23 protein-coding genes are annotated in these 26,609 nt (G+C 63.8%); 7 read left to right on the top strand and 16 right to left on the bottom strand.

Features of this window, described 5'->3' with window-relative positions; translation table 11 throughout:
• Window positions 1-9 precede the first annotated feature (9 nt).
• Both LQ232_RS11965 and LQ232_RS11960 read right to left on the bottom strand, forming a co-directional pair.
• On the bottom strand, window positions 10-819 hold the full coding sequence (locus LQ232_RS11965; protein WP_230180541.1) for a MinD/ParA family protein: 810 nt from the start codon (window positions 817-819) through the stop codon (window positions 10-12).
• Window positions 794-1,555 (bottom strand): GGDEF domain-containing protein, encoded by a 762-nt coding sequence (locus tag LQ232_RS11960; RefSeq protein ID WP_230180720.1) that lies wholly within the window; start codon window positions 1,553-1,555, stop codon window positions 794-796. Before LQ232_RS11960 ends, LQ232_RS11965 begins: the two co-directional genes overlap by 26 nt.
• Window positions 1,556-1,821: 266 nt before the next feature.
• Here LQ232_RS11960 and LQ232_RS11955 point away from each other — a divergent pair, with 266 nt between their 5' ends.
• Genes LQ232_RS11955 through LQ232_RS11945 form a run of 3 tightly spaced genes read left to right on the top strand, consistent with a single transcriptional unit; the run spans window position 1,822 to window position 4,501 of the window.
• Complete coding sequence (locus LQ232_RS11955; protein ID WP_230180540.1) at window positions 1,822-2,661, top strand: CheR family methyltransferase; 840 nt, start codon at window positions 1,822-1,824, stop codon at window positions 2,659-2,661.
• A 13-nt stretch (window positions 2,662-2,674) separates the two neighbouring features.
• Window positions 2,675-3,379, top strand: a complete 705-nt coding sequence (cheD, locus tag LQ232_RS11950; RefSeq protein WP_230180539.1) for a chemoreceptor glutamine deamidase CheD — start codon at window positions 2,675-2,677, stop codon at window positions 3,377-3,379.
• 15 nt (window positions 3,380-3,394) lie between these two features.
• A complete protein-coding gene (locus tag LQ232_RS11945; RefSeq protein ID WP_230180538.1) occupies window positions 3,395-4,501 on the top strand; it encodes a chemotaxis response regulator protein-glutamate methylesterase in 1,107 nt (368 codons plus the stop codon).
• A 12-nt stretch (window positions 4,502-4,513) separates the two neighbouring features.
• On the opposite strand, the gene LQ232_RS11940 is transcribed toward LQ232_RS11945, so the two are convergent.
• Together LQ232_RS11940 and LQ232_RS11935 are read right to left on the bottom strand one after the other, a co-directional pair.
• A complete protein-coding gene (locus LQ232_RS11940; protein ID WP_230180537.1) occupies window positions 4,514-6,739 on the bottom strand; it encodes a patatin-like phospholipase family protein in 2,226 nt (741 codons plus the stop codon).
• An 83-nt stretch (window positions 6,740-6,822) separates the two neighbouring features.
• Window positions 6,823-7,338 carry an outer membrane beta-barrel protein gene (locus LQ232_RS11935; RefSeq protein ID WP_230180536.1) on the bottom strand — a complete coding sequence of 172 codons (516 nt, stop codon included), beginning with the start codon at window positions 7,336-7,338 and terminating at the stop codon, window positions 6,823-6,825.
• On the opposite strand from LQ232_RS11935, the gene LQ232_RS11930 reads away from it, so the two are divergent.
• The gene (locus LQ232_RS11930) at window positions 7,337-7,567 is read left to right on the top strand and encodes a hypothetical protein (protein ID WP_230180535.1); all 231 of its coding nucleotides are present in this window, start codon (window positions 7,337-7,339) and stop codon (window positions 7,565-7,567) included. The two genes, LQ232_RS11935 and LQ232_RS11930, sit on opposite strands and share 2 nt — an antisense overlap.
• A 31-nt stretch (window positions 7,568-7,598) precedes the next feature.
• Here LQ232_RS11930 and groL read toward each other — a convergent pair whose 3' ends face one another.
• Together groL and LQ232_RS11920 are read right to left on the bottom strand one after the other, a co-directional pair.
• The gene (gene groL, locus LQ232_RS11925) at window positions 7,599-9,242 is read right to left on the bottom strand and encodes a chaperonin GroEL (RefSeq protein WP_230180534.1); all 1,644 of its coding nucleotides are present in this window, start codon (window positions 9,240-9,242) and stop codon (window positions 7,599-7,601) included.
• A gap of 55 nt (window positions 9,243-9,297) precedes the next feature.
• Window positions 9,298-9,588: a co-chaperone GroES gene (locus LQ232_RS11920; protein WP_230180533.1), complete on the bottom strand. Its 291-nt coding sequence runs from the start codon at window positions 9,586-9,588 to the stop codon at window positions 9,298-9,300.
• Between the two features lie 342 nt (window positions 9,589-9,930).
• On the opposite strand from LQ232_RS11920, the gene LQ232_RS11915 reads away from it, so the two are divergent.
• Together LQ232_RS11915 and LQ232_RS11910 are read left to right on the top strand one after the other, a co-directional pair.
• Window positions 9,931-10,488, top strand: coding sequence for a nuclear transport factor 2 family protein (locus LQ232_RS11915; protein ID WP_230180532.1), 558 nt, complete (start codon window positions 9,931-9,933; stop codon window positions 10,486-10,488).
• Window positions 10,489-10,528: 40 nt separating this feature from the next.
• Window positions 10,529-11,554, top strand: coding sequence for an AraC family transcriptional regulator (locus tag LQ232_RS11910; protein WP_230180531.1), 1,026 nt, complete (start codon window positions 10,529-10,531; stop codon window positions 11,552-11,554).
• 42 nt (window positions 11,555-11,596) lie between these two features.
• Here LQ232_RS11910 and LQ232_RS11905 read toward each other — a convergent pair whose 3' ends face one another.
• From LQ232_RS11905 to LQ232_RS11890, 4 genes are all read right to left on the bottom strand, one after another.
• Window positions 11,597-12,790 carry a HupE/UreJ family protein gene (locus tag LQ232_RS11905; protein WP_230180530.1) on the bottom strand — a complete coding sequence of 398 codons (1,194 nt, stop codon included), beginning with the start codon at window positions 12,788-12,790 and terminating at the stop codon, window positions 11,597-11,599.
• 18 nt (window positions 12,791-12,808) lie between these two features.
• The gene (locus LQ232_RS11900) at window positions 12,809-13,495 is read right to left on the bottom strand and encodes a PEP-CTERM sorting domain-containing protein (protein ID WP_230180529.1); all 687 of its coding nucleotides are present in this window, start codon (window positions 13,493-13,495) and stop codon (window positions 12,809-12,811) included.
• Window positions 13,496-13,538: 43 nt separating this feature from the next.
• Window positions 13,539-14,897, bottom strand: a complete 1,359-nt coding sequence (locus tag LQ232_RS11895) for a DUF3500 domain-containing protein (RefSeq protein ID WP_230180528.1) — start codon at window positions 14,895-14,897, stop codon at window positions 13,539-13,541.
• A gap of 192 nt (window positions 14,898-15,089) precedes the next feature.
• Entirely contained in the window at window positions 15,090-15,767 is a 678-nt protein-coding gene (locus LQ232_RS11890) for a phosphatase PAP2 family protein (protein ID WP_230180527.1), read from the bottom strand.
• 74 nt (window positions 15,768-15,841) lie between these two features.
• Here LQ232_RS11890 and LQ232_RS11885 point away from each other — a divergent pair, with 74 nt between their 5' ends.
• A complete protein-coding gene (locus tag LQ232_RS11885; RefSeq protein ID WP_230180526.1) occupies window positions 15,842-17,230 on the top strand; it encodes an L-serine ammonia-lyase in 1,389 nt (462 codons plus the stop codon).
• A 13-nt stretch (window positions 17,231-17,243) separates the two neighbouring features.
• Here the strand turns inward: LQ232_RS11885 and LQ232_RS11880 are convergent, their stop codons facing one another.
• The 6 genes from LQ232_RS11880 to LQ232_RS11855 form a co-directional block, all read right to left on the bottom strand.
• On the bottom strand, window positions 17,244-17,840 hold the full coding sequence (locus LQ232_RS11880; RefSeq protein WP_230180525.1) for a sugar transferase: 597 nt from the start codon (window positions 17,838-17,840) through the stop codon (window positions 17,244-17,246).
• Window positions 17,837-19,006, bottom strand: a complete 1,170-nt coding sequence (locus tag LQ232_RS11875) for a DegT/DnrJ/EryC1/StrS aminotransferase family protein (RefSeq protein WP_230180524.1) — start codon at window positions 19,004-19,006, stop codon at window positions 17,837-17,839. The genes LQ232_RS11880 and LQ232_RS11875 overlap by 4 nt, the downstream gene beginning before the upstream one ends.
• 35 nt (window positions 19,007-19,041) lie before the next feature.
• A complete protein-coding gene (locus LQ232_RS11870) occupies window positions 19,042-20,139 on the bottom strand; it encodes a glycosyltransferase family 2 protein (RefSeq protein WP_230180719.1) in 1,098 nt (365 codons plus the stop codon).
• 16 nt (window positions 20,140-20,155) lie between these two features.
• Window positions 20,156-21,286, bottom strand: coding sequence for a glycosyltransferase family 4 protein (locus LQ232_RS11865; protein WP_230180523.1), 1,131 nt, complete (start codon window positions 21,284-21,286; stop codon window positions 20,156-20,158).
• The gene (locus tag LQ232_RS11860) at window positions 21,283-21,915 is read right to left on the bottom strand and encodes an acyltransferase (RefSeq protein WP_230180522.1); all 633 of its coding nucleotides are present in this window, start codon (window positions 21,913-21,915) and stop codon (window positions 21,283-21,285) included. The genes LQ232_RS11865 and LQ232_RS11860 overlap by 4 nt, the downstream gene beginning before the upstream one ends.
• Window positions 21,916-22,037: 122 nt before the next feature.
• A complete protein-coding gene (locus LQ232_RS11855) occupies window positions 22,038-26,576 on the bottom strand; it encodes a calcium-binding protein (protein ID WP_230180521.1) in 4,539 nt (1,512 codons plus the stop codon).
• Window positions 26,577-26,609: the final 33 nt, after the last annotated feature.

The following is a 26,609-nucleotide window of genomic DNA, read 5'->3' as shown; positions in this document are numbered from 1 at the left end:
CTTCAGCAGTCACCGGGGTGTGAGCTTGGTGGCGATTTGGACAATGCCTTGGGCGGCAGGGCTGCCGGGCATCAATTCCATCAGCAACTGGCGCTTCTGGATGGCCTGGCGCACAGCCGGGTCGGACGGCACCTCGCCCAGGAAGTTGAGCTTGGGCACCACACCATTGGCGCCTTGCACAAAGCGGTCCACCACCGTCTGCAATTGGGTGCAGATGGCGCGGCCTTCACCGGCACGGCTGACCTGGTTGACCACCAGGTGCAGATTCTCGCGCGACTGCTGCGACGACAGCACCTTGATGGTGGCGTAGGCATCGGTCATGGAGGTGGGTTCGGGCGTGGCGACCACGATGATCTCGTGGGCCAGGGACACGGCATACAGCACCACATCAGAGATGCCCGCGCCAGTGTCGATGATCAGCACGTCAAAGCGCGGCGACACCGTCTCGATGATGTGCTGCAACTGGTCGCGCACTTCGGGTGTCAGGCGGGAGTATTCAACCAGGCCGGAGCCGGCCAGCAGCACCGAGAAGCCGCCGGGCGCGGGCAGGATGGCTTCTTCCAGTTGGGCCTTGCCGGTGAACACATCGTGCAGCGTGATCTTGGGGTACAGGTTCAGCACCACGTCCAGGTTGGCCAAGCCCAGGTCGGCGTCCAGCACCAGCACGCGCAAGCCTTGGCGGGCCAATGCGGCGGCCAGGTTGGCGCTGACGAAGGTTTTGCCGACGCCGCCTTTGCCGCTGGTGACCGCCAGGGTGCGGGCCAGGCGCGGCGTGGCGACCGGCCTGGACGTTTCAGGGTTGGAAGTGGGGCTGGACATGGTGACCGTCATTCCGTGGTTTCGGCACAAAGTCGATGGGACCTGAGTCGTCGATGAAGCCGGATTGCGCAAATCCGGCAAATAACAAACTTTTCTCTTCGGCGCTGACGACCGTGAGCGGTGGCATGTCGAGGCAGGTGCGGTTGCGCCCTTCGGTCTTGGCGCGGTAGAGCTGCTGGTCGGCACGCTCGCACCACAGCGTGGCCGATGAGCGCACCCACTGAGGTGCGAAGGCGCCCCCGATGCTGATCGTGATCGACAGCTCGTGTCCACCAACCACCACCACGGGCGATGTGGCCACTTTGTGGCGCACGCGCTCGGCCACGGTCTGGCCGAAAGCGGGCGGGCAATTGGGCAGGATGATGGCGAATTCTTCGCCGCCGATGCGGGCCACGGTGTCCATCGGGCGCACGCAATCTTGCAGAGAAGCGGCCACCGACTGGATGACCACATCGCCAGCCGCATGACCGTGGGTGTCGTTCACCTTCTTGAAATGGTCGATGTCGACCAAGAGCAGCAAGGCGGGTTCGCCAATGCGGGCGACACGGTCGACCTCGCGGCCGATGGCGGCCTCGAACAAGCGCCGGTTGGACAGGCCCGTGAGCGCATCGCGGCTGGAAATCTCGCACAAGCCATCAATGACCGACTGCAGCCAAGGCTGCGAGCCCAGCGGCAGACCTTCGGGCAGGCCCCAGCCGGCCTGGGCCAGCAGGCTCAACGCAGGCTCCAGCCTCATGCCCGAGCAAAACGAGTCTTCCAGGGCGACTAAAGGGGCGAAGTTGGAAATGATGGGCGGCTCCATGCCTGCTAAGAGATCCATGGAGCAGTCTATCAGGACGCCTTGGGCCGATGGGCCAATGAGACACGGTTTCCCAGCCCAACTTCACGGCTTGGACGTTGTTACCCGGCCCCAGCCTCAAGCCTGCGTCCGCTTGGCCGATATCAAGTCGGGGACTCCTGCGGGTCGCCAAACGGTTCACGTAACTTGCAATGAGTGCCTCAATGTCGGATTCCATGGGTTTGGTCACTGACCGCGAGTTTTCTTTCAATGCGAAAGATTTCTCCCGTGTGCGTTCGCTGATCTACCAGCGCGCCGGCATCAGCCTGCATGACGGAAAGCAGGCCATGGTGTACAGCCGCCTGTCGCGCCGCCTGCGCGACACGGGCTACAACTCTTTCGAGCAGTACCTGCAGTGGCTCGAAAGTGCCTCCGGCACGTCCGCTCAGCAAGAGTGGCAGGAGTTCGTGAACTGCCTCACGACCAACCTCACCTCGTTTTTCCGCGAAGAACACCATTTCCAGGTGCTGGCCGAATGGCTCAGCGCCCGTGGGCCGCAGCCCACCCGCATCTGGTGCTGTGCCTCGTCGACCGGCGAGGAGCCCTACTCCCTGGCCATGACCGTGGCCGAGACGGTGGGCCTGCACGCCCCCGTGAAAATCATCGCCAGCGACATCGACACCAATGTGCTGACCACCGCTTCGCGCGGCGCCTACGACGCTGGTGCACGCGGCCTGAGCCCGCAACGCCTGCGCCAGCACTTCCTGAAGGGCAAGGCGACCAACGCAGGCCAGATCCGCGTCAAGCCGGAGCTGGCGGCCATGGTCGAGTTCAAGCCTTTCAACCTGATGCAGGAACAGTGGCAGCTGGGGGAACCCTTCGACATCGTGTTCTGCCGCAATGTGATGATTTATTTTGACGCGCCGACCCAGCGCAAGGTGCTTGAGCGCATCCACCGGGTCATGAAACCCAAAGGCAAATTGTTCGTGGGTCACTCGGAAAATTTCACCGAATCGCGCGACCTCTTCCTCTTGCGGGGCAAGACGGTCTACGACAAGGTTTGATGGATTCACCATGATGAGCACGACTCCAGCCAGCGCTCTGCGCTCCGGCACCCCGCCTCCCGGCTTCGCGGCCGGTCTGGGTGCCGCCGCCGTCCGCAAGGATCGCCTGAGCGCCCTCAAGGCGCGCAGCCCCAAACTGGGCGAGGCTTCCTTCTTTTTTTACGATGCGCACTTCCAGAACGAGGCCGTCAAGATCCTGCCCGGCGAGTACTTCGTGTACGACGAGGACATCATCATCATGACCACGCTGGGCTCGTGCATCGCCACCTGCCTGTGGGACCGCAATGCCCGCATCGGCGGCATGAACCACTTCATGCTGCCCGACAACGGCGGTGGCGCCAGCGACTCGGGGCGTTACGGCTCCTTCGCCATGGAACTGCTGATCAACGAGATGCTGAAAATGGGCGCCTCGCGCATGACGCTGGAGGCCAAGGTGTTTGGCGGCGGCGCGGTGATCAGCGGCATGAGCAGCCTGAACGTGGGTGAGCGCAACACCAACTTCGTGATGGACTACCTCAAGACCGAACGCATCCCCATCGTCTCGAAAGACGTGATGGACATCTACCCGCGCAAGGTCTGCTTCTTTCCGCAAAGCGGCAAGGCCATGGTCAAGCGCTTGGCCGCGAGCAACCCCGATGCCATCGTGGCCCAGGAACGCCTGGCCGCCCAGAAAGCAGCTGTCCCTGCAGCAGCTGGTGGTTCGATCGATCTTTTCTGAGCTGAGAGCACAACAATGCCAAAAACACGTGTGGTGGTGGTCGACGACTCGGCCCTGGTTCGCAGCCTGTTGACAGAGATCATCAACCGCCAGCCCGACATGGAGTGCATCGGCGCGGCAGCAGATCCTCTGGTGGCGCGCGAGATGATCCGCAACCTCAACCCCGATGTGATCACGCTGGATGTGGAGATGCCCCGCATGGATGGCATCGACTTCCTGGCCAAGCTGATGCGCTTGCGGCCCATGCCCGTGGTGATGGTGTCGACGCTGACAGAGCGCGGCGCCGAGGTCACCCTCAAGGCTTTGGAGCTGGGCGCCATCGACTTCGTGGCCAAGCCCAAAATCGGCGTGGCCGATGGCTTGCGCCAATTGCAGGACGACATCACCGACAAGATCCGGATCGCCTCCAAGGCGCGCATCAACCGCCTTCATGCGCCGGCCGCAGGTGGCGCCCCAGGGACCGCCCAAGCGCACGACCCCAAGGCCGTGGCCCGGCCAGTGTCGGCCAGCCTGGGCCGCCTGTCGACCGAAAAGATCATTTTCATTGGCGCCTCCACGGGCGGCACCGAAGCCACCAAAGAGGTGCTGATCACGCTGCCGGCCGATTCGCCCGCCGTGGTCATCACCCAGCACATGCCACCGGGCTTCACACGCAATTACGCCGCGCGCCTGGATGGCTTGTGCAAGATCAGCGTGAAAGAGGCCGTGGATGGCGAACGCATCCTGCCCGGCCACGCCTACATCGCACCGGGCGGCATGCATTTGAGCGTGGAACGCTCGGGCGCCAACTACCTGGCCCGCGTGCAGGACGGCGATCCCGTCAACCGCCACAAGCCCAGCGTGGAAGTGCTGTTCAAATCGGCCGCCCGCGTGGTGGGGCCCAACGCAGTGGGCATCATGTTGACCGGCATGGGCGCCGATGGCGCCACGGCCATGCGCGAGATGCGCGATGCGGGCGCGTATTGCGTGGCCCAGGATGAGGCCAGCTGCGTGGTCTTTGGCATGCCACGCGAGGCCATCGCGGCCGGTGCCGTGCAAGAGGTGCTGCCCTTGAATAAAATCACGGGCCACCTGATGGACCACTTGCGCGCCACCGCCGGCCCGGCCCTCAGCCGCGTCTGACGCGGCCCGGACTCAGGGTCGACCCACGAAGATCATCAAGGTCGGCCCAACGCCTGGGCTGTAATTCACGGCGCTGTACACCGGCCCGAAGGCGGTGTCGGCACCCAGGTACAGGCTCATGCCCTTGCGCAGGCGCCCTGCCCCCAGATCGGCCGGGCGGTCCCATGCATTGCCCAGCTCGACACTGGTGCCTACCACCAGGCCACGGGTCAGGTACAGGTTGGCCACACGCTGCTGGTAACCCAGGCGCAAAAGCCCGATTTGCGATCCGCTGACCTGGAAGGGCTCGTAGCCCGACAGTTGCTGAAAGCCCCCCAAACCGTAGCGCGGCGTGGCCTGATCAGCACCATCCGACAGGCCCAGGCGGCCATAGACGCTCGCGGTATGCCGCCCCCATGACCATGCGCCCTGCGCCTGCGCTTCAAAGTGGCTCACGTCGCCGCTGACAGCCGCCCCACTGCCAAAGCTGCGACCCTGCATCCAGTTGCCCTCCACCCGCCAGCCGTGGGTGGGAAAGAAAGCGTGGTCCAACTGGTCGAATACGGCGCTGAGGTGCCAGCCCCGCTCGGTCCAACGCACGGGCGTGGTCGGGCCAGCGTAGGTGCTGCGGACGATTTCGGGGTCGTCGCGGTAGACCTCGTCCACCCAGCCGAGTCGGAATTCGCCCAGCTCGCGCCAGGTGGTGCCGATGTCCAGGCCCACGCTGCGCCGCCTGCGTTCCAGCTCTGCCGTCAGTGGCCCCTCGGGGTCATCGTGCAGACGCAGGCGCCGGCCTTGCAGCGACGCGGATGCCGACACAAAGCCGCGCAGGCCATCGGGCAGCTTCCAGTCCATGGGGCGGTACCACTCGGTGCCCAGGGCGGGTGATGTGCCAACCTTCAAGAAGTTGCGCCACTCACTGCCGTGCTCGTCCAGCCAATGGCGGTTGTGCACCAGCTTCAGGTTGAACAGGCTTCGGCCCCGGCTGTCGGCACTGAAGTCCAGGCCGATCTGCAGGTAATTGGGCCCCCAGGGCTTGTCTTCCAGGTCAAACACCAGCCCTTCGGCGCCTTCTGGCGTGCGCACCAGCCGGTAGTCGGCCCGCAGATAGTCGCCCGTGGCCGCCAGCCGCGTGGCATCGCGCTCGGCCTTGGCGATGTCGAAGGTGTCACCAGCCCGGCTTTCCAGGATGTCGTCACGGCTCTCGGGCTTGGTCTGCTTGCTGCCCTCAAAGCGCACGAAGCTCAAGGGTGCCGCAGGCGTGATCTTTTGCTGGCGGCGGGCCTTCCAGCGCGCGTAGTCGGCCTCGCTGAGCTTGAGGTCCTGCATGCGCAAAACCAGCGCTTCGGCCTGCCATTGGCCCAAGGCCACGAACTCGGCGCCGCGCTCAAAGTCGGCGGCGCTCAGGTTGTCCAGCGTGGGCGCGATCAGCACATCATCGGGCTTGAGGCTTTGCAGGCTGCGCTGCACGTTCTGCTCGGTCAGGATGTTGATCATCTGCGCCGTCACGCCCGTGAAGGAGTTGAGCGTGTCGCGTTTGGACAGGGGCGTGCCGATGTTGACCACGATGAGGCGCTGAGCGCCCATGTCGCGGGCCACATCGACCGGTGTGTTGTTGACCAGGCCGCCATCGCCCAGGATGCGGCCATCGACCTCGACGGGGGCGAACACGCCCGGCACCGACATGCTGGAGCGCAACACCGTGGCCAGGTCGCCACTGCCCAGGATGACGGGCTTGCCGGTTTCCATGTCGGTGGCCACCGCGCGGAAGGGCGTGGGCAGTTGGTCAAAATCGGTGAACTGCCGCGAGGGCAAGGTCATGCGGCGCAGGTGCGACTCCAGGCCCCGGCTTGACACAGGCCCCAAAGGCGCCTTGAGCCCCGTGGCATCAATGCCCACCTCAAGCAGCGGCGAGACCTCGAAGTCTTGCTCCTTGCGGCGTTGCGACAGCTCGCGCCGGTCGACCCGGCTGGCGAACACATTGCCCCAATCCAGGCGCAACACCTCGGCCTCGATCTGCTCGGCAGACAGGCCGCTGGCATACAGCCCGCCCACGATGGCGCCCATGGACGTGCCCGCGATCACATCGACGGGGATGCGCTCGCGCTCCAGCACCTTGAGGACGCCCACATGGGCCAAGCCACGCGCACCGCCGCCCGACAGCACCAGGCCAATGCGGGGGCGGGTTTCTTCAGTGGGATGATCAGGTGGGCCGCCAGGCTGGGCACCGCACGTCAGCGGCACCAGCCAGGCCAGCATCCAACACCCTGTGAGTATCTGTTTTGCACAACGCTGCTTCATGCAGCGATTGTGCAGGGTGTCGGACCAGGGTCAGCGCAGACTCAGAACGAGAATTGCACGCCGCCGCTGACGGAGTTCAGCGAACCATCGCTGCCACCCACTTCAAACGACGTCAGGTCGATCGCACCAACGATCTTGACGTTCTTGGCCACGGCGTATTCGATGCCGATGCCAGCGTACAGGTTGATGGCACTGTCGGAGTCGCTGCCAGCGATACCGCTCAAATCAGAACTAACGCTGGCCAGACCCAGACGTGCAACGCCAGCCCACTTGGGAGAGAAATCCCAGCGATAAGCGCCATTGACGATCAAAGCCGAGGTGTCTACGGTGTACCAGTTGAGCGAGCCAACGTTGGTGCGGCTGGTCGTGCTGCCAAAGTTGATGTAAGCCAATTCGATCGCAACGTGGGGCGCCACGGTGAAGCCACCGTAAATCTTGAGCGCGGTGTCTTGAGTGTCACAACTCGTGCCGCCAGGGCAGTCAACGCTGAAGTTGCTGAAGCCCACCGTGCCACCCACATAAGCTTGGGCCGAAGCGGCGCCGGCGAACATCGTCATGGCTGCAAAGGCAGCAACAGACATCAATTTTTTCATTGGTCAATCCCGTGTGATCGTTGGAAGAACAGCAACATCGCTGATCCGCGGGAGTGTCGCCGCAGCAGGCGCCGGGGCAAACCGCCTGTTCCGGTGGGAATTGTCTCAAACGGTTAACGGTGCTCGAATAAACAACTGTATTGCCCACCCCATGAAAAAAAAGGGCCGCATCGCTGCGGCCCTTTTTGACTGACGTGAGCTTGTCAAACAGCTCAGGCTGGCATTTACATGCCCATGCCCATGCCGCCCATGCCACCCATGTCGTGGCCGCCGCCAGCAGGCGCTTCATCCTTGGGGGAGTCGGCAACCATGCACTCGGTCGTCAGCAACAGCGCGGCCACGGAGGCAGCGTTTTGCAGGGCCGTGCGCGTGACCTTCGTGGGATCCAGGATGCCCATTTCGATCATGTCGCCGTAGGTGCCGTTGGCAGCGTTGTAGCCGTAGTTGCCCTTGCCACCCAACACAGCATTCACCACCACGCTGGCTTCGTCGCCGGCGTTGGTCACGATGATGCGCAGGGGCTCTTCGATGGCACGCAGGATCAGCTTGATGCCAGCGTCTTGATCGGCGTTGTCGCCTTTGATCTCGCCAGCAGCTTGCTTGGCACGCAGCAGAGCCACGCCGCCACCGGCCACGATGCCTTCTTCCACCGCAGCGCGCGTGGCGTGCAGGGCGTCTTCAACGCGGGCCTTCTTTTCCTTCATTTCGACTTCGGTGGCAGCGCCAACCTTGATCACGGCAACACCGCCGGCCAGCTTGGCCACGCGCTCTTGCAGCTTTTCACGGTCGTAGTCGCTGGTCGCTTCTTCGATCTGGATGCGCACTTGCTTGACACGGGCTTCGATGTCGGCAGCTTCGCCAGCGCCATCGATGATGATCGTGTTTTCCTTGCCCACTTCGATGCGCTTGGCTTGGCCCAGGTCGGCCAAAGTGACCTTGTCCAGAGACATGCCGACTTCTTCAGCGATGACCTTGCCGCCCGTCAGGATGGCGATGTCTTCCAGCATGGCCTTGCGGCGGTCGCCGAAGCCAGGAGCCTTCACAGCCACAACCTTCAGGATGCCGCGGATGGTGTTGACCACCAGGGTGGCCAGTGCTTCGCCGTCAACTTCTTCAGCGACGATCAACAGAGGGCGGCCAGCCTTGGCGACTTGCTCCAGCGTGGGCAGCAGGTCACGGATGTTGGAGATCTTCTTGTCGTACAGCAGCACGAAAGGGTTGTCCAACAGGGCGGCTTGCTTCTCAGGGTTGTTGATGAAGTAAGGCGACAGGTAGCCGCGGTCGAACTGCATGCCTTCGACGACGTCCAGCTCGTTGGCCAGGCTCTTGCCGTCTTCAACAGTGATCACGCCTTCCTTGCCGACCTTGTCCATCGCGCTGGCGATGATCTCGCCGACGTCAGCGTCGGAGTTGGCCGAGATGGTGCCGACCTGGGCGATCTCTTTGGACGTGGTGGTGGGCTTGGATTGCTTCTTCAGCTCGGCAACCAGGGCCGTCACGGCCTTGTCGATGCCGCGCTTGAGGTCCATCGGGTTCATGCCGGCGGCCACGTACTTCATGCCTTCGCGCACGATGGCTTGGGCCAGCACGGTGGCGGTGGTGGTGCCGTCACCAGCGTTGTCGGAAGTCTTCGAGGCCACTTCCTTGACGAGCTGGGCGCCCATGTTCTGGAGCTTGTCTTTCAGCTCGATTTCCTTGGCCACGGACACACCGTCCTTGGTCACGGTGGGGGCGCCGAACGAGCGCTCAAGCACCACGTTGCGGCCCTTGGGGCCCAGGGTCACCTTGACCGCGTTGGCCAGGATGTTCACGCCTTCGACCATGCGGGCGCGGGCTTCACCGCCGAAAACGACGTCTTTAGCTGCCATTTGGAATTCTCCGGAAATACTTGATAAATGAGGGGGATGTGCGGGAGAAGAAGGATTACTTCTCGACCACGGCGAAGAGGTCTTCTTCGCGCATCACGAGCAGTTCGTCGCCATCGACCTTGACGGTCTGGCCGCTGTACTTGCCAAACAGAACGCGGTCACCGACCTTGACGTTCAGGGTGACGAAGTCGCCCTTGTCGCTGCGCTTGCCAGGGCCCACGGCCAGGACTTCGCCTTGGTCAGGCTTTTCAGCGGCGTTGTCAGGAATGATGATGCCGGAATTGGTCTTGGTTTCTTGTTCCAGGCGCTTGACGATCACGCGATCGTGCAAAGGACGAAGTTTCATCTTATCTCCAGTCTGATCAGACAACGGTTTTTGACATTGGGCTGCAGCGTGAGTGATTACTCACATTGCAACGGCTCGAATGGGCAACCTTGCAGGTTGTTAGCACTCAAGCCTAACGAGTGCTAAACCTATTATAGGGACACGGGGCCAGGTTTCAAGAGGCCACCGCACGAGTGCCGGTGAGTTTTTGCTTTTCAGCGGCCACTGGCGTTGAAGCGCTGCCTCGCCAAAGTTCGTCTTGTCATGTCTGAGCGGAAACCCTTGAACTTGCCGGCCCCGAGAAGCAATGTCCGGCGAGGGTAATGACATAACCGTTGCGCGCCCGAATACTTTCGAAGGCCAGTGAATCAACCCGACATCGCCGAAAGGAATTCCATGATCCCCATTTCAAGACTCATGTTCCAAGCAGTTCTGATACTGACCATGTGCATGGGGGCGTCCCACGCGCAACAAAGCCCCCGCGCCGTGGTCAATGCGTATATCGAGGCGTACAACCGAAACGATGTCAATGCAGCTCGACAATTGGTCGCCCCGGACTTTGTGCGCTACTCGAATCTGACCAAGCAATGGGAGCCCATGCCGGTGGACAAGTGGGCACAGATGTGGGCCAGCTTTGGCGTGGCGTTTCCTGATTTCCGTTGGGAGGTTCAGTCGATGGCAGAGCAGGAAAACATCGTGGTGGTAGAGGTGATCGAAAGGGGCACTTTCATGAACGCCTGGGTATTGCCCAACAAGTACAGAATTCGGCCCACTGGCAAGGCCTATGAGTCGCACAACGCCATCGCCTTTTATGTGGAGCATGGGCTGATTCAGAAGTACCACCAGTACGCAGGGCTGGGCTTCTTGCAAGTGGGATTGAGCCCCTTCGACCTTCTGGCCATCCTTTATACGGGTCTCTAAACTGAGCCTCATCAAGCAGCACCCCAGGCCATGCCCAACCATGCGCGTCACTCGCATCTCAAGACAAACTCTGTTGGTGACCGAGACCATGCTGGCTGCCATAGGGATTCAGCTGAAGGACCTTCCGCGTCTTCAGGAACGAACCTTCGGCGCAGCCCCTGATGATTGGGTGTCCTCAACCTTGCTCGACGAGATGTACCAAGCCGCGCTTCACATCACGGGGCGGACCGAGTTGGGCTTGCTGATGGCATCGTCACCAGCAGTGGCTCGCCATGGCCTTTTCCTCATGTTGGTCGCGCATGCACCAAACCTCGGTCAAGCGCTTGGGAACCTGCTGACTTTCTCCGCGTTGAGCCAGGAGACTTGCGAGCTGTCGGTCACCGACGCTGACGATTCCCGGTTGGCGATCCGGCTCATGCCCAATCATGTCAGCCCTTGGGGCATGGTATGTCGGGTGGATTTTTTGATGCGGGGCCTTGTCCAGTTGATTCGGTTGGCGGACTATCAATGGCAGGGGATTGCGAGCATCCGCCTCGCATTTCCGCCACCCCCGCATGCGCATCTCTATCCTCAGTATCTTGGTCGAATCCCGCAGTTCGATGCACCGTTCAATGAGATTGTCTTGGACCGCCATGTCATGGCCTATCCCATGCCCATGGCTGATCCGGTGCAGTACAGCGAAGCGCTGGCGCGCGCGCATGTGGCTCTGGCTGAACTCAAAATAAGGCGCGGCCTGATCGGCCAGGTCGAAACCATGCTTTTGCAAAACCTGTCCCAGCCACCCGATAGCGCAAAGATGGCCGCACTGCTTCGCATGACCGACCGCACTTTACGCCGCCAGTTGGCCGCCCTCGGGACGAGTTACTTGACGGTACTGGCGCAGTGCCAGAAAACCAAAGCCTGCACCTTGCTGGCGTCAGGCGAACACAGCGTCCAGCAGGTCGCGGGTGCCACTGGCTTTGCAAGCTTGCCGGCCTTCTACAGGGCATTCCGGCGCTGGACAGGGCAAACCCCTGCCGCTTGGATTGGAAATCACTGCAGAGGCAACACCGAAGGGGCTGATTGAGAATCAGGCAATGCGATTCCCGCTGTGCCTCGGCCTCTGGTCTCAAGCCCCAGGCCAACGTTCGTGCGCCCACCACAGCGCCGCACCGAAGACCAGCAAGCCCATGGCCTGCCGCAAGCGGGCACCGACACGCGGGTGGCGGGATTGAACCCACCAGAGCAGCGGTGTCAACACCAGCACCATGGCCAACTGCACCAGTTCGATGCCCAGGTTGAAGGCCAGCAGGGCCAGCGCATGTTGCTGCCAGCGCAAACCTGCGCCGTTCAGGCTGGCCGAGAAGGCTTGGCCATGCACCAGCCCGAAAACCAGGGCCATGACCACATCGCCACGCTTGAACATGGGCTTGAGGACGTGCAGTGCCGATATGGCGATGGTGGCAGCAACGGCCAGTTCCACCAGGGCAGAAGGCAGCTGAACCCAGCCGCTGCTGCCCAGCACCAAGGCCACCGTGTGGCCAACCGTGAAGGCCGTGACCACCGCCGCCGTGTGGCGCAGGGTCGCACGTGCAGGGCGCGCGCCGGTCCAGCGGCCGCCCGAGGCCACCAAGGGGCTCACCAACAACAAGGTCAGCAAGAACAGGAGGTGGTCGGTGCCTTGGACAATGTGCATCACCCCGTCTTCCACCAAGCCCGCCAGCGCCTTCATGGGACTGCTGGACGCCGGCAGGTCGAAGGGCATCTGCACATGGGTCGAGTCCAGCTCGGCCAGCGGGCGTGGGACCTGCGCCACCCTGCCCCCCGCCCAGTCGCTGCGCAAGTAGACCTTGACGCTGTGCGTCATGACCTCATGCGTGACGGCGTCGTAGCGCAAGAGACCTTGGCGGGGATTGGCCCCGCTGGGTGCCCTCAGCTCCAGCACCGCTTCCAGGTCGGCGCTGGCATCGTGGCCGATGACCCGAAGCCGAGGCTGTTCCAGGGCCCATGGTTGGTCGCCGCTGCGCACCGACACGTGCGCCAGGACATACTTGGCGAGCGCCTGGCCATGGCGCCGCATCACCTGCTCAGGCTCGACCGTGAGGTCTGACTTGAAGGCGAACTCCAATCGGTTCAATGGCATCAGCAGCGTCAGCCGCAAGCCTTCATGGGTCGTGTCGATCCAGACCCGGGACTCCGGCGTGGGATGGGCCTGCGCCGGCCGCCCGACCAGCGCCAGAACCAATGCCAGCCAAAACACCGCCCACCCAAGGGGCCGCACCCTGGGCATGGACGCATGGCCTTGATCGACGGCGGATGGCATCGTGGGGCTCGCCATCGCTCAAGGCTGACTGCCCTTGCGGCGCAGGTGAAGCGCCGTCAGGAACGACAGCCCCAACAAGGTCAGCAGCGCGGAAGAAGGCTCCGGCACCGCGCTCACTTGAAGCGCCAGCGAGAAGGTGCCCACGGCCGTGCCATCGGTGGTCACAGAGGGGTCGAGCCCGAGCCAATTCATCGACAGCGAACTGGTGGTGAAGCTGACAGCGCTCGCGTCCAGGCCACTGATGTTGGTGGTCAGCGTGAACCCGGTGAGCACGTAGCCTTCGCCGAAGTTGAGGCCGCTGACCACCAGGCCATTGAAGGTATCACCGGACACGGCAGTGAACGGTGCCAGGAACTGGCCTGAGATGCTGGTCGAGCCAACGTCGATGTACTCGCCATCGAGCAGGCCATTGCCGCTGGCATTGGTGCTGGCGCACAACTCCAATGCGTCCGGGCAACTCACTTCCACGGCGGCACCCACCGTGACGGTGCTGCTGGCCAAGGCCGTCGTCAGGTCGTTGTAGAAGTAGCCGATGGTGACGGACGAATCGGTCAAGGTGCCCGTGGCGCTCGTGGCATCGCCCGGAGGCGAGCCCCCATCCGTAGGCGGGCTGCCGTCGGGCGGCGTGCCGCCAGCCAATTGGGCCTGGGCGAGGGTCATACCCAGGGCCAGGGCCAGGGTCAACGAAGCTTTTGCGATGTGCATGGTGGACTCCAGATGCAATGTGGGAAATCGAAGGCGTCAGTGCTCAGCTTTGGCCGCACAGACCGCCGTACTCGGCGACCTTGTCGCGCCAGACGGTGTGGTAGTGGATGTCGTTTTTGACGATCACACCGCTTTGCACCGAGAACTCGATCCACAGGCGCGGGCCGTCAATGCGGAAGTAGTCGCCCTTGGTGGTGACGGTGCCACTGCCGGCATACGCCACATAGGTGGACGCCAGCGCCGTGTCGCTCAAGTAGGCCGAGAGCAAGTCGCTGGCCATGTCGGCCGCCTGCGTGTTCACGTACGCTTTGATGAGCTCCTGGACGAGTGCCTGGTGGGTCGAGGACAAATTGGCATAAGGGATGCCTTGGCCAGACTTGCTTGAGTACGCGCGCGGGCAAGTGCCATCGATATTGCCCGCGCCGTTGGCCCCGAACACCAGGTCGCTGTAGGTGCCCGACAGCTTGGCCGTTGAGTAGCCGGTCAGCACCGTGCCCAGGTTGGCCATGGCCACGCGCTGCGCTGCCATCGGGTCGTAGGTGCTGCCGCCATAGGTGAACGAGGCCTTGGGCTCCACGCCCAGGAACATGGGCGTGGCGGACTTGTGGCTGCCATTGAAAGCCAGGTTGTAGGTCAGGTGGTGGCCCGTCACCTGGAGCATCCAAAAGGCACTGGTGGAAGGCGCGCCCAGGAAGGTGATGTAGTACTGGCCCTCGCCATAGCTGCTGCCGCCGCCGATGCTGTTGAGGTAGTTGTCCGCCATCTGCATGCCGGTGAACAGGGTGTCACCTTTCGAGCCCAAGGCTGCCGTGATCAAGGCATGGGCGGCCGTCTTTTGAGCGGTGCTCAGCGTGCTCCAGGCAATGCCGTTGCGTGCCACCAAGGCGGCGGGCAGGTTCGACCAGGTCCGGGCCGTGTCCAGGCTCCAGGTCTTCTGAACGGTGGCCTGCTGGGAACTGCTGAGCCCGTTGTAGAAGGTCTGGGCGGCGGCCACCACGTCGGCTGTCATGGTGCCAGTCGAGGTTTGGGCCACTGAGAGCGTGGCTGCCGAACTGGTCGCGCTGCCCTTGCTGTTGGTGACCACGACGTCGTAGCTGCCGGCATTGCCCGCGGCCACCGAGGCGATGTTGAACGTGGACGCGTTGGCGCCGCTGATGTCGGCCCCATCCTTGCGCCACTGGAAATTCAAAGTGGCGGCGCCGTAGGCTGTGACACTGAAACTGACGCTGGCACCTGCCGATACCGACTGCGAAACCGGCTGCGACGCGATGGTGGGCGCGCTGGTGTAACTGCCCCGCGCGACCGTGGCCGCCACAGCGGTGGGGATGGCGCGCAATTGGAAGCCGCCAAGGGCCAACAGCACCGCGCCCGCGACTGGCATGAAGAACTTGCGTGTTTTCATCAAATGCTCTGTGATGTGTTCGTTGGGAGGGATGGACAGGCGCAGTTTTGCCGGCGCAGTTGTCGGCGGCATATGCACTTTGTGTCCACACCGACACACGGAACGAGCCTTGAGCACGTGAAGTGCTCTTCGGTGCTCATCACATCTGCCGCCGCCTTGGGACTTGGCGGCCGCGCAGCGTTTCAAACCCGGTCAGCCAGGGCGCCTGCGTGCCGACAAAGCGATGACGCACAAGGCCAGCCACATCAGGCCTTCGGCCACGCCAGCCAGCACGTCGGTGAAATAGTGAACACCCAGGTAAACGCGGCTCCAGCCCACAAGGGCGATCAGCAGCAAAGCCAGCATTCCCACGACGGCACGCGATGAGGCCTTGCCCAGGTGGGTCAGCGCCACCAAGGCCCCGAAGCCGTACATGAGGGTGGTGGACGAAGCATGCCCGCTTGGGAAGCTGAAGGTGGACAAGGTCAGCAGGGCATCGTCCATCACCGGCCGCGGACGCTCGAAAGCCCGCTTCATCAGCAAATTCAACAAGGCACCGCCCGGCACGATCATCCACAAGGGCAGCAGCCAATGGCGGTGGTTGCGCATCATCGCCAGGAGCACCGACAGGCCGGCGGTGTAGGCCGTGATGGCCATGACCGAATGCAGGTGGGTGATGGCCAGGAAGAAGCTGGTCCACGCCGGTGAGCGCATGCGCTGCGCCCATTCGCCGGCCTGGGCATCCAGCACGTTGAGATGGCCTTCGCTGGCAACCAGCATGGCCAGTGCCACGAAGCAGGGCGTGGCCAGCACCAGCAGCACGATCGCCGACGCTTGAAGCTTGCAAAACACCAGGCGGCTGGGCGGGCTCAGGCTTGCATCGAGGACCATGGTTTGCCGGACAGCGTTTTTGGTGTGGCACCAGTATAAGGACGCCCAACCACCAAAAGGGCTATGCTGAGCCCATGGCCATCTCGGTTTTTGATCTCTTCAAAGTGGGCATCGGGCCCTCCAGTTCGCACACCGTGGGCCCGATGCGGGCCGCGCGCCTGTTCGTGTCCAGGTTAGGCAGCGATGGGCGGCTGGCGCGCGCTACTCGCCTGACAGCTGAGCTGTTCGGCTCGCTGGGCGCGACGGGCAAAGGTCATGGCTCGGACAAGGCCGTGCTGCTGGGCCTGATGGGCCAGGAGCCGGACAAGGTGGACGTCGACGCCATCCCCGGGCTGTTGAGCCAGCAGCAACAAGAAGGCGCCCTGCTTTTGCTGGGCCGGCACCGGGTGGATTTCGATGCCCAGCAGGACCTGGTCTTTCACAAGCGGCAGAGCCTGCCTTTCCACCCCAACGGCCTGCGCTTTTCAGCCTTAGATGCGCAGGGCACGGTGATCTGGGCGCACGAGTACTACTCGGTGGGCGGCGGTTTCGTGGTGAGTGAAGAGGTCGCGGGCGATGGCCGCCAACACAAGCGCATCGCGCCGGATGCCACGGTGCTGCCTCACCCTTTTCACAGCGGCGCTGATTTATTGCGCCTGACCCGCGAGTTGGACTGCAGCATGGCCGAGGTGATGCGGCGCAACGAACACCACTGGCGCCCTGACGGCGAAACTCAGGAGGGTCTGATGCACTTGTGGTCGGTGATGCAGGCCTGCGTGGACCGAGGTTGCCACCGGCCTGGCGTGCTGCCCGGCGGCTTCAAAGTGGCCCGGCGCGCACCCGACTTGTTCACCAAGCTGTCGACATCGGCATCGCCCTCGGAGGACCCGCTGGCCGTGATGGACTGGGTGAACCTCTACGCCCTGGCCGTGAACGAGGAAAACGCCGCCGGGGGGCGGGTGGTGACCGCGCCCACCAACGGCGCGGCGGGCATCATCCCGGCCGTGCTGCATTACTACGTGCGCTTCGTTCCGGGCGCGAACGACGATGGCGTGAAGGATTTTTTGCTCACGGCCGCCGCCATCGGCATGCTCTACAAAGAGAACGCGTCCATCTCGGGCGCCGAGGTGGGTTGCCAGGGCGAGGTGGGCGTGGCGTGCTCCATGGCCGCCGCAGGCCTGTGCGCGGTGATGGGTGGCACACCCGAGCAAGTCGAGAACGCCGCCGAAATTGGCATGGAACACCACCTTGGCCTGACCTGCGACCCGGTCGGCGGCCTGGTTCAGATCCCCTGCATCGAGCGCAACGCCATCGCAGCGGTCAAGGCCATCAACGCAGCGCGGCTGGCCCTGCACGGCAATGGCTCGCACCGGGTCAGCCTGGACAAGGTGATCAAGACGATGCGCGACACCGGTGCCGACATGATGACGAAGTACAAAGAGACCGCGCGCGGCGGCCTGGCGGTCAACATCGTGGAATGCTGAGCGGCCGCGGGGATCAGCCTTTGACGATGGCCACGAGGGTGCGCGCGATCAAGCGGATGTCGGTCCACACCGAGGCCTGGTCCACATAGCGCAAGGCCAGCTCCAGCTTGTGGGGCAGGATCTCGTGGATGTAGGCATGCTCGGGATCGCTGGCGCGGGCCAGCACATTGCTCTCGTCGCGGTATTCGATCGAGGCGATGTCGGTGATGCCGGGGCGCACCGACAGCACCTTGTCGCGCACCGAGGCGGGGTAGTGCGCCACATAGCGCGGCACTTCGGGGCGCGGCCCGACCAGACTCATGCGGCCCAGCCACACGTCGATCAGTTGCGGCAGCTCATCGAGCTTGCTGGCACGCAGCGCGTGCCCGATGCGCGTGATGCGGCGGTCAAGGCCCACGGTGATCTGGGGGCCGGCCCCCTGCGGATCGTGCCGCATGGTGCGGAACTTGTGGATGCGGAACGGCTGGCCAAAGCGCCCCACCCTTTCCTGCCGGAAGAACACGGGGCCGGGTGAATCCAGCTTGATCGCCAACGCCACCAGCAGCAGGGCCGGGCTCAGCAGGAGCAGGCCCAGCGAGGCCAAGCCCCAATCGAACAACCTTTTGCTCACAGTGCCCCGAAGGCCTTGCGCACCGAGGTGACCACGCGCTCGACGTCGGCGTCCGTCATCTTGGTGTACAGCGGCAGGCTGACCATGCGCTCGTAAGCGCGCTGACTGTGCGGGAACTGCTCGGGCTGCAGCTTATAGCGATCTTTCCAGTAAGGGTGCAGGTGAAGGGGGATGTAGTGCACGCTCACGCCAATGCCATCGGCGAAGAGGCTGTCGATCAGTTGATCACGGTTGATCTGCGCGGCATCCGACAGGCGCACCACGTACAGGTGCCAGGCGTGCAGGTCGCCCGCGTTTTCAGGGCGCGGCGGCGCGATGATCGGCAAGTCAGCAAAGGCCTCGTCGTAGCGCTGGGCGATCTGCTCGCGGCGCACCTGGAAGCCCCGCACGCGCCTCAACTGGTGCAGGCCCAAGGCCGCCGCGATGTCGGTCAGGTTGTATTTGAAGCCCGGCGCCACGATCTCGTAATACCAACTGGGCACCTTGGCGGTGAAGCGGTCAAATGCATCGCGGCTGATGCCATGCAGGCGCATGACCTTGCAGCGGGCTGCAATGGCCTCGTCGCGCGTGACCAGCATGCCGCCTTCACCCGTGGTGATGGTCTTGTTGGCGTAGAAGCTGAACACCGTCACGTCGCTTTGCAAGGTGCCGATGGTCTGCTGCTTGAAGGTGGTGGGCAGCGCGTGGGCGGCGTCCTCGACCACCTTCAAGCCATGCTTGCGCGCGATCGCCATCACCCCGTCCATGTCCACCGACAGACCGGCGTAGTGCACCGGCATGATGGCCTTGGTCTTGGGCGTGATGGCCGCTTCAATCGCCTTGGGGTCGATGTTGAGCGTGGCTGGGTCGATGTCGACCAGCACCACGTCGGCACCCATGTAGCGCACCACCTCGGCGGTGGCGGTGAAGGTGTGGGTGGTGGTGATGACCTCGTCGCCGGGGCCGATGCCGATGGCCTCGAGTGCCAGGTGCAGGCCGGCCGTGGCCGAGTTGACTGCGATGGCTTGCAGCGAATCGTCGCCCAGGAACTGGACGAAGTCCTGCTCGAAACGGCGGGCCTTGGGGCCGGTGGTGACCCAGCCGGAGCGCAGGGTGTCGACCACTTCGGCGATCTCTTCTTCACCGATCTCGGGCAGGGCAAAAGGCAAAAAATCAGCTTGGCTCATGGGGTGTCCAATCGTCTTCCATCGGTTCGGTTTGTTCAGCGCGTGAGGCGGCCAAAAGCGGGGTCGGGGCGGCCGCGCACCAGGGCGTCGAACCAGCCCCGGATGGAGCCCAGGCCGTAGCCAACGTGGTAGGCCACGATGATGCGCGGCAGGTAACGCCCCAGCTCCTTGCCCTGGAGGCGGGCGATGGCCAGGCTGATCAAGAGCACGCCGACAGCGTAGGTGATGAACTGCAGGTTCAGCAAGGCCATCACGCCCAGTTTGACCCAACTCAATGCGAGCCATTCGGGCGATTCATGCGCCACCAGGCCCAAGTGGAGGACCAGCTCCAAGGCGATCGCCAAAACCAACAGCACCGCGAAGCTGGCCACGAACACGCCGGGGATCAAGTGGCGCAGCGCCGCAGCCCGCCCATGCTTCTTCATCACGAAAGGCTTCCAGTAGCCATATTGGCGGTACTGGCGAAACACGTCGGCCACGCTGGCGCGCGGAAAGTAAGTCGAGCGGATGCGGGCCGATTGCCAGATGCGCCCGCCGCCCTTGTGGATGCGCAGGTTGTGCTCATCGTCCTGGTTGCGCACCAGGGTTTCGTCAAAAGCACCGAAGCGCTCGAAAGTCTGGCGCGGCCAGGACCCCAGGTACACGGTGTCGACCTCGCCTTCGTAGGCCAGATCGCGCGAGAGGGCGCCGCCCGCCACCCAGCGTGACTGGAAAGCCGCCGCGATGGCGCGCTGCACGGTGCCTTGCGGGCCGGCGGCACCTTCGGCACGCCAGGGTCCGCCCACGTTGTCGGCGCCGGTGGCCTGCCAGGTGGCCAGGCATTGGGCGATGTAGTCGGGCGCGTAGACGGTGTGCACGTCCAGGCGCACGATGAACTCGCCACGCGCACGCTCGATGCAGCGGTTCAAGCCGCAAGACACGATGCGGCCTGGGTTGTCGAGCATGACGAAACGCGGGTCGCCCAGGCACCAGGCCGCCAGGCGCTCGCGTGTGCCATCTTCGCTCTGGCCATCGGCGATCAGCACTTCAAGCGCCCACCCTTCAGGCAAGACTTGCGCGGCCACGCTGCGGCAAAAGGCTTCGATGTGGTCGCGCTCATGGCGACAGGGCACGATCACCGAGACGATGCGCATGGCCATGCCTTTGCCTTCAACGCGACTGGTCCGCCGCGGTGCGTCTGGCGCCTTTGACCGCGGGCAGGAGCAGCTTCTCGTACAGGCGCCACATGGCGTCCATCTGGCCACGCCGTGAGGCTTCGCGCTCGATCAACTCGCGGTTGTGCGCGCCCATCTGGGCCAGGCGCTCGGGGTGGTCGTAAGCCGCCAGCAGTGCCTGCGCGACGGCATCGACATCGCGCACGGGCACGATCCAGCCGCCCCGCTCGGTGACCCACTGCCGGTTGGCGGGCAGGTCGGTGGCAATGATGGGCAGGCCGCACGCCATGGATTCGAGCACCGACACCGAGGTGGCATCGCTGGTAGGCACCGACACCGACACGCGGCTGCGTTGGATGGCTTCCACCATGGCCTGGTCACCCACCCGACCATGAAAGCGCACCTGCTGCAACAGCCGCAAGGCGGCCACGCGTTCTTGCAAGCCCGCTTCCATCGGCCCACCGCCCAGCAAATGCAGCAGGGCATGCGAGTGGGGTCGCAAGGTCAGGAATCGGGCGAAGGCCTCGATGACCAGGTCGATGTTGTAGTTGCGCTCCCACGACCGCAGACTGACCACCTCGAAGTCAGACGCAGGCGCGGCCGGTGTGAACTTGTCGGTGTCGGCGCCCCACAAGATCTGGTGCACGGGCGCGGTCGGGTCGTAGCCGGCGATCTCTTCGACCATGTCCATGGAATCGGCCGTGATGAGGTCGGCGCGGCGGAGTGACCAGCCGACCACCCAACGCATCAAACGGCTTTGCTTGGGCGTGACCAGGATGTCCGACCCCCAGGCGGTGAGCACCTTGGGGCAGCTCAACCCACAGGCGGCTGCCCACAGGCCATAGGACGTGACGTAGTGGCCATGGACCAGATCGGGCTTGAAGTCCTTGGCAAGCTGGCGCACCACGCGCCGCATCTCGGGCAAAGCGCGGAACCACGAGGCCTTGTCCGACCCAGGCCGGATCACGATGACCTGGCGCGCCCCTGGCACTTCACCCGGCTGGCGCGTGATGACGACGGCTTCGGCGCCCCGCTCGACCACGGCCGCGACCCAACGGCGGGTGTGCACGCTCGATGCATCGGCAAAAAACAGGATGCGCAAAGGCGGCTGGTGGGTCGCGCTCATGGGCGGTCTCCGCCCAAGGCGCGGCGCAGGTTGTCCTGTCCTGCCCACTGGGCGTAGATCGATTGCAATTCCGGGTGCCTTTGCAGCAAGGCGCCGTCAAGCTTGCGGCTGTCGCCGATCACCTCGGCCGGGCGGCCGGGCGCGCCCGCGCCCACAATGGCGAAATCGGGCACCTCACCTGACACGAAGCAGTAAGCCTGCACGATCACGCCCTTGCCAATGCGCGCGCCCGGCGCAATCACGCTGTGCGGGCCGATGAAGCTGTAGGCCCCGATGCGCGTGGGCCGGCGCACATACCCGGCCGGATTGGGGTTGTTCACATAGCGCCGTCCCATGATGCGCACCGATTTGTGGCTGGAGTGGCTGAGGATGGACACGTAATTGGTGACCTGGCAGCCTTCTTCGATCACCAGGCCATTGGAGCCGTCGATGCGGTTGAAATGGCCGATGAAGACGTGGTCACCCAGCACCAGGCCCTTGGCTTCTTCCACGGCGGCGTGGGTGCTGACGCGGGTGTGGGGGCAATAGACGCCATTGGCGTTGCGCCAGCCGTAGACGATGCGCGGGCCGGTGAAGGCCGAAAGCCACCGCGCCGCAAAGCGCTTGAGGTGCTGGAACAAAGGCATCATGGGAGGGCTGGTTGGCGCTGAGGGCGCGGGGAAAACCATATATTCTCGCTGGTTTCTCCCACCATTGGCCCGCGCGGCGCCCGCGCCCCCTCAGTTCAGTGGCTTGAACGCCTGGCTGGCGCTCACACCCAGTTCGCCGCGATCGCTCCGTTCAGCGCCGATTGGTAGTCGGCGGGCAAGGTGGTCTGGCCGGAAGCCGGCGGCGCAAAGGCGGCCATGGCATCGACCAGGCTCTGCACACGGCCGGCGGTCAAGGTCTTGCCATCGGCCAGGCGGATGCTTTCCACCTGGTTGGCGCCCGAGCCATACCAATTGTTGATGGTGAAGCTGTCCGCCGTCCCGATCACCGAGACCTCCAGGTTGCTGTTGACCTTGCGCAGCCAGACCTGGCTGGCGGCGGTGCCCGACAACACGTCCAGCCGGTCCACGCCGCCCGAATCGCTCAGCGTGTCGGCCCCCATGCTGCGGCCCCAGGTGTAGACGTCGTTGGAGGTGGTGGATGCGTCGATCAAGGTGTCGTTGCCGCCTGCGCCCGCCAGGGTGTCGTTGAAGGCCGAGCCGGTCAGGACATTGGCCAGGCCGTTGCCGGTCAGCGCCGCGCCACTGGTGGACAGCACCGACAAAGTGCCTTTCTCGACGTTGGCGCCCAGGGTGTAGCTGCCCAAGTTGCTGATGACCACGGTGTCGGTGCCTTCCCCGGCCAATTCGTTGACCTGATCGCCGCTGGTCTCGACGATGTAGGTGTCGTCGTCCTTGCCCCCGAACATGGCATCGACGCCCTCGCCGCCATTGAGGTAATCGTTGCCCTCATTGCCATACAGGGTGTCATTGCCCGAGCCGCCATACAGGGTGTCGAAGCCCACGCCGCCTTCCAGCGTGTCGGTGCCCCCGAAGTCCTGCAACCAGTCGTCGCCCTGGCCACCCACCAGGCGGTTGTTGCCCTTGTTGCCATACAAGGACATGCCTTCGTTGTGGGCGAAGGCGTTGGTGTTGGCCGAGCCGATCAGGTACAAGGCTTCGATCTGGCTGGAGGCTGTGTACGACACCCAGGAACGGACCTGGTCGTCGTCTCCGCCATTGGGCTGCTCGACGACGGTGTCCGCGCTGTTGTCGACCATGTAGGTGTCGTCGCCCTGCCCGCCGTCCATGAGGTCGACGCCCTCGTCGCCGACGAGGTAGTCGCTGCCCTCGCCACCATAAAGGCTGTCATTGCCCACGCCACCAGACAGGTAATCCAGGCCGGCACCACCCTCCAAGGAGTCGTCACCCTTGAACCCTTGCAGCCAGTCGTCGCCCTTGCCGCCGATCAGGCGGTTGTTGGCGTTGTTGCCATACAAGGACATGCCCAAGTCGTGGGCGAAGCCATCGATGGCGGCCCCACCGACCAGACTGAGGGCTTCGATGTGTTCGGGCGCAACATAAGTGACGAAGGAGCGCACCTCGTCCCCATCGCCATCTTCAGCGCGCTCGATCACGACATCCATTGCGTTGTCCACCAGGTACATGTCATTGCCCGCGCCGCCAGCGAGCGTGTCCGCACCGAGGCCGCCGTCCAGCAAGTCCTCGCCGAGGTCGCCGTACAGGTAGTCGTTGCCGTCAAAGCCCACCAACTGGTCGTTGCCCAGGCCGCCGTCGAGCATGTCGGCGCCAGGGGTGCCTTGCAAGAGGTCATCGCTGAGGCTGAGCTTGCGCTCAATGGCCAGCGCATCCCAGCTGTAGCCCTCGGCAAACCGGATCAGGGGGCGGCTGTCGGGCACCATGTTGAAGTAGTTGACCAGGCGCACGCTGTCGCTGCTGTCCTTGATGCGCAGGACCAGGTCTGTGCCCTCGGGGCTCGCGTCCACATCAGCCAGGCCGATGCCCGCGCCCAGTTGCAACTGGTCTCGCTGACCAGGCATCGGGCTCCACTCGGGCATGATCCGGTCTTGTCCGTCGCCACGGCCGAACACATAGGTGTCGGCGCCCGGGCCACCGTCCAGCACGTCGTTGCCAGCATCGCCGTACAACAGGTCGTCGCCTTCGTTGCCCTGGATAAAGTCATCACCCAGGCCGCCGTCCAGCACCTCGCCATTGGGGGTGCCCCACAGTTGGTCATGGCTGACATTGAGCTTGCGGTCAATCGCCTGCGCATCCCAGATGGCGCCATTGGCAAAGCGGATCACCACGCGGTTCTCCGGCATCTGCGCGAAGTAGCCGTCGATGCGAACAGCATCGCTGCTGCCCGTCAAGCTGAGGACCAGGTCGCTGTTTTGCGCACTCACGTCCACGTCGGCCAGACTGATGCCGGATCCCAGTTGCAACTGGTCTCGCTGACCTGGCAGATTGCCCCAGTCGGCCATCACCCGGTCCTGTCCGTCGCCACGGCCGAACACATAAGTGTCCGTGCCCGGGCCGCCATCCAGCACGTCGTTGCCGGCATCGCCATACAACAGGTCGTCGCCCTCATTGCCGTGGATGAAATCATCGCCCAGGCCGCCGTCCAGCACCTCGCCATCGGGGGTGCCCCACAGTTGGTCGTGGCTGAAGTTGATCTTGCGGTCAATGGCCTGCGCGTCCCAGCTGGCGCCGTCAGCAAAGCGGATCACCACGCGGTTCTGAGGTGCCTGCCCAAGGTAGTTGGCAATGCGCACACTGTCGGCGCTGCCTCGCAAGCTGAGGATGAGGTCGCTGCCGTCAACACTGACATCGACATCGGCGAGGCTGATGCCCGTACCCAGTTGCAACTGATCGTGCTGACCGGGGATGGTGCCCCAGTCGGGCATGATTCGGTCTTGGCCATCGCCACGGCCAAACACATAGGTGTCGGCACCCCAACCGCCATCCAGCGTGTCGTCGCCAGCGTCGCCGTACAACAGGTCGTCGCCCTCGTTGCCCATCAACAGGTCGTTGCCCAAGCCACCATCGAGAAAATCAGCATTGGCTGAGCCCTGCAAGACGTCATCATTGGGACTGAGCTTGCGGTCAAGGGCCATGACATCCCAGACGGCGCCGGAAGCAAATCGGACCAGCGGACGGCTTTCCGGGGCGGTGCCAAAGTAATTGACCAGGCGCACGCTGTCATTGCTGTCCTTGACCTGCAAGAGCAGATCGGCGTTGTCGGCCATGGCATCCACATCGGCCAAGCCAATGCCCGCGCCCAACACCAGTTGGTCGCGCTGGCCAGGCGCCCCGCCCCACTCGGGCATGATCCGGTCCTGACCGTCACCACGGCCGAACACAAAGGTGTCGGCGCCAAGGCCGCCGTCGAGAATGTCGTTACCGGCATCGCCGTACAGCAGGTCATCACCTTCCTTGCCCAGGATGAAGTCATCGCCCAGCCCACCGTCCAGCACGTCGCCATTGGGCGTGCCAAACAGCTGGTCATGGCTGACATTGAGCTTGCGGTCGATGGTTTGCGCATCCCAGCTGGCGCCATCCGCAAAGCGGATCAACACACGGTTTTCAGGTGGCTGTGCAAAGTAGTTGCTGATGCGCACGCTGTCGGTGCTGCCTTTCAAACTGAGCACCAGGTCGCCGTTCCACATGCCGACATCGACATCGGACAGGCCAATGTCGGCGCCCAAAACCAACTGATCGCGCTGGCCTGGCATGTAACTTTGATTGGGCATCACCCAGTCCTGGCCGTCACCCCGGCCGAACAGGTAGACGTCAGAACCTGGGCCGCCATCCAGCAGGTCATTGCCGGCATCGCCATACAGCAGGTCGTCACCCTCGTTGCCCTGGATGAAGTCATCGCCCAGGCCGCCGTCCAGCACGTCGCCATTGGGCGTGCCCCACAGCTGGTCATGGGTGAAATTGATCTTGCGGTCGATGGCCTGCGCATCCCAAATGGCGCCATCGGCAAAGCGGATCACCAGGCGGCTGTCCGGCGGCAGCCCGAAGTAGTCGGCAATGCGCACGCTGTCGGTGCTGCCCTTCAAGCTGAGCAACAGGTCAGGGCCCAAGGCGCTGACATCCACATCCGCCAAGCTGATGCCCGCACCCAGCAGCAGTTGGTCGCGGTGGCCTGGCGTGGACCCCCAGTCGGAAACCACTCGGTCCTGGCCATCACCCCGTCCAAACACCAAGGTGTCTTCGCCCGGCCCGCCGTCGAGGGTGTCGATGCCGGCGTCGCCGTACAGGGTGTCGTTGCCTTCCTGGCCGACCAGCAGGTCGTTGCCCAGGCCACCGTCCAGCAAATCGGCACCAGTCGTGCCGAACAATTGGTCCATGTTGGCGTTGATCTTTCGATCGATGGTGAGCACATCCCAGATGGCGCCGTCCGCGAAGCGGATGAGGGGGCGGTTGTCGGTGGGCTGACCAAAATAATTGACCAGCGTCACGCTGTCGCTGCTGCCTCTCAGGCTGAGCAGCAGGTCGTTGCCCTGAGCCGTGACATCCACATCGGCCAGGCCAATGCGTGCGCCCAGTTGCAACACATCGCGCTGAATTGAGCCTGAGCTCCACTCGGGCACCACGCGGTCTTGGCCATCGCCACGGTTGAAAACATAAGTGTCTGCCCCTGGGCCTCCGTCCAGCAGATCGTTGCCCGCTTCGCCCAGCAACACATCATCGCCTTCCTGGCCGATCACCAGATCGTTGCCGGCACCAGCGTGGATTTCATCCCCTGCGGACGTGCCAATGAGTTGCTCGTCCTGAGGCGTTCCGACAATGACTCCCATGCCCATGCTCCCTGCACAGCGGCCCGGCACCGG

This window comes from Aquabacterium sp. CECT 9606, assembly GCF_918741295.1.
GTDB lineage: Bacteria > Pseudomonadota > Gammaproteobacteria > Burkholderiales > Burkholderiaceae_C > Aquabacterium.
This window is presented reverse-complemented; position numbering and strand designations above follow the sequence as displayed.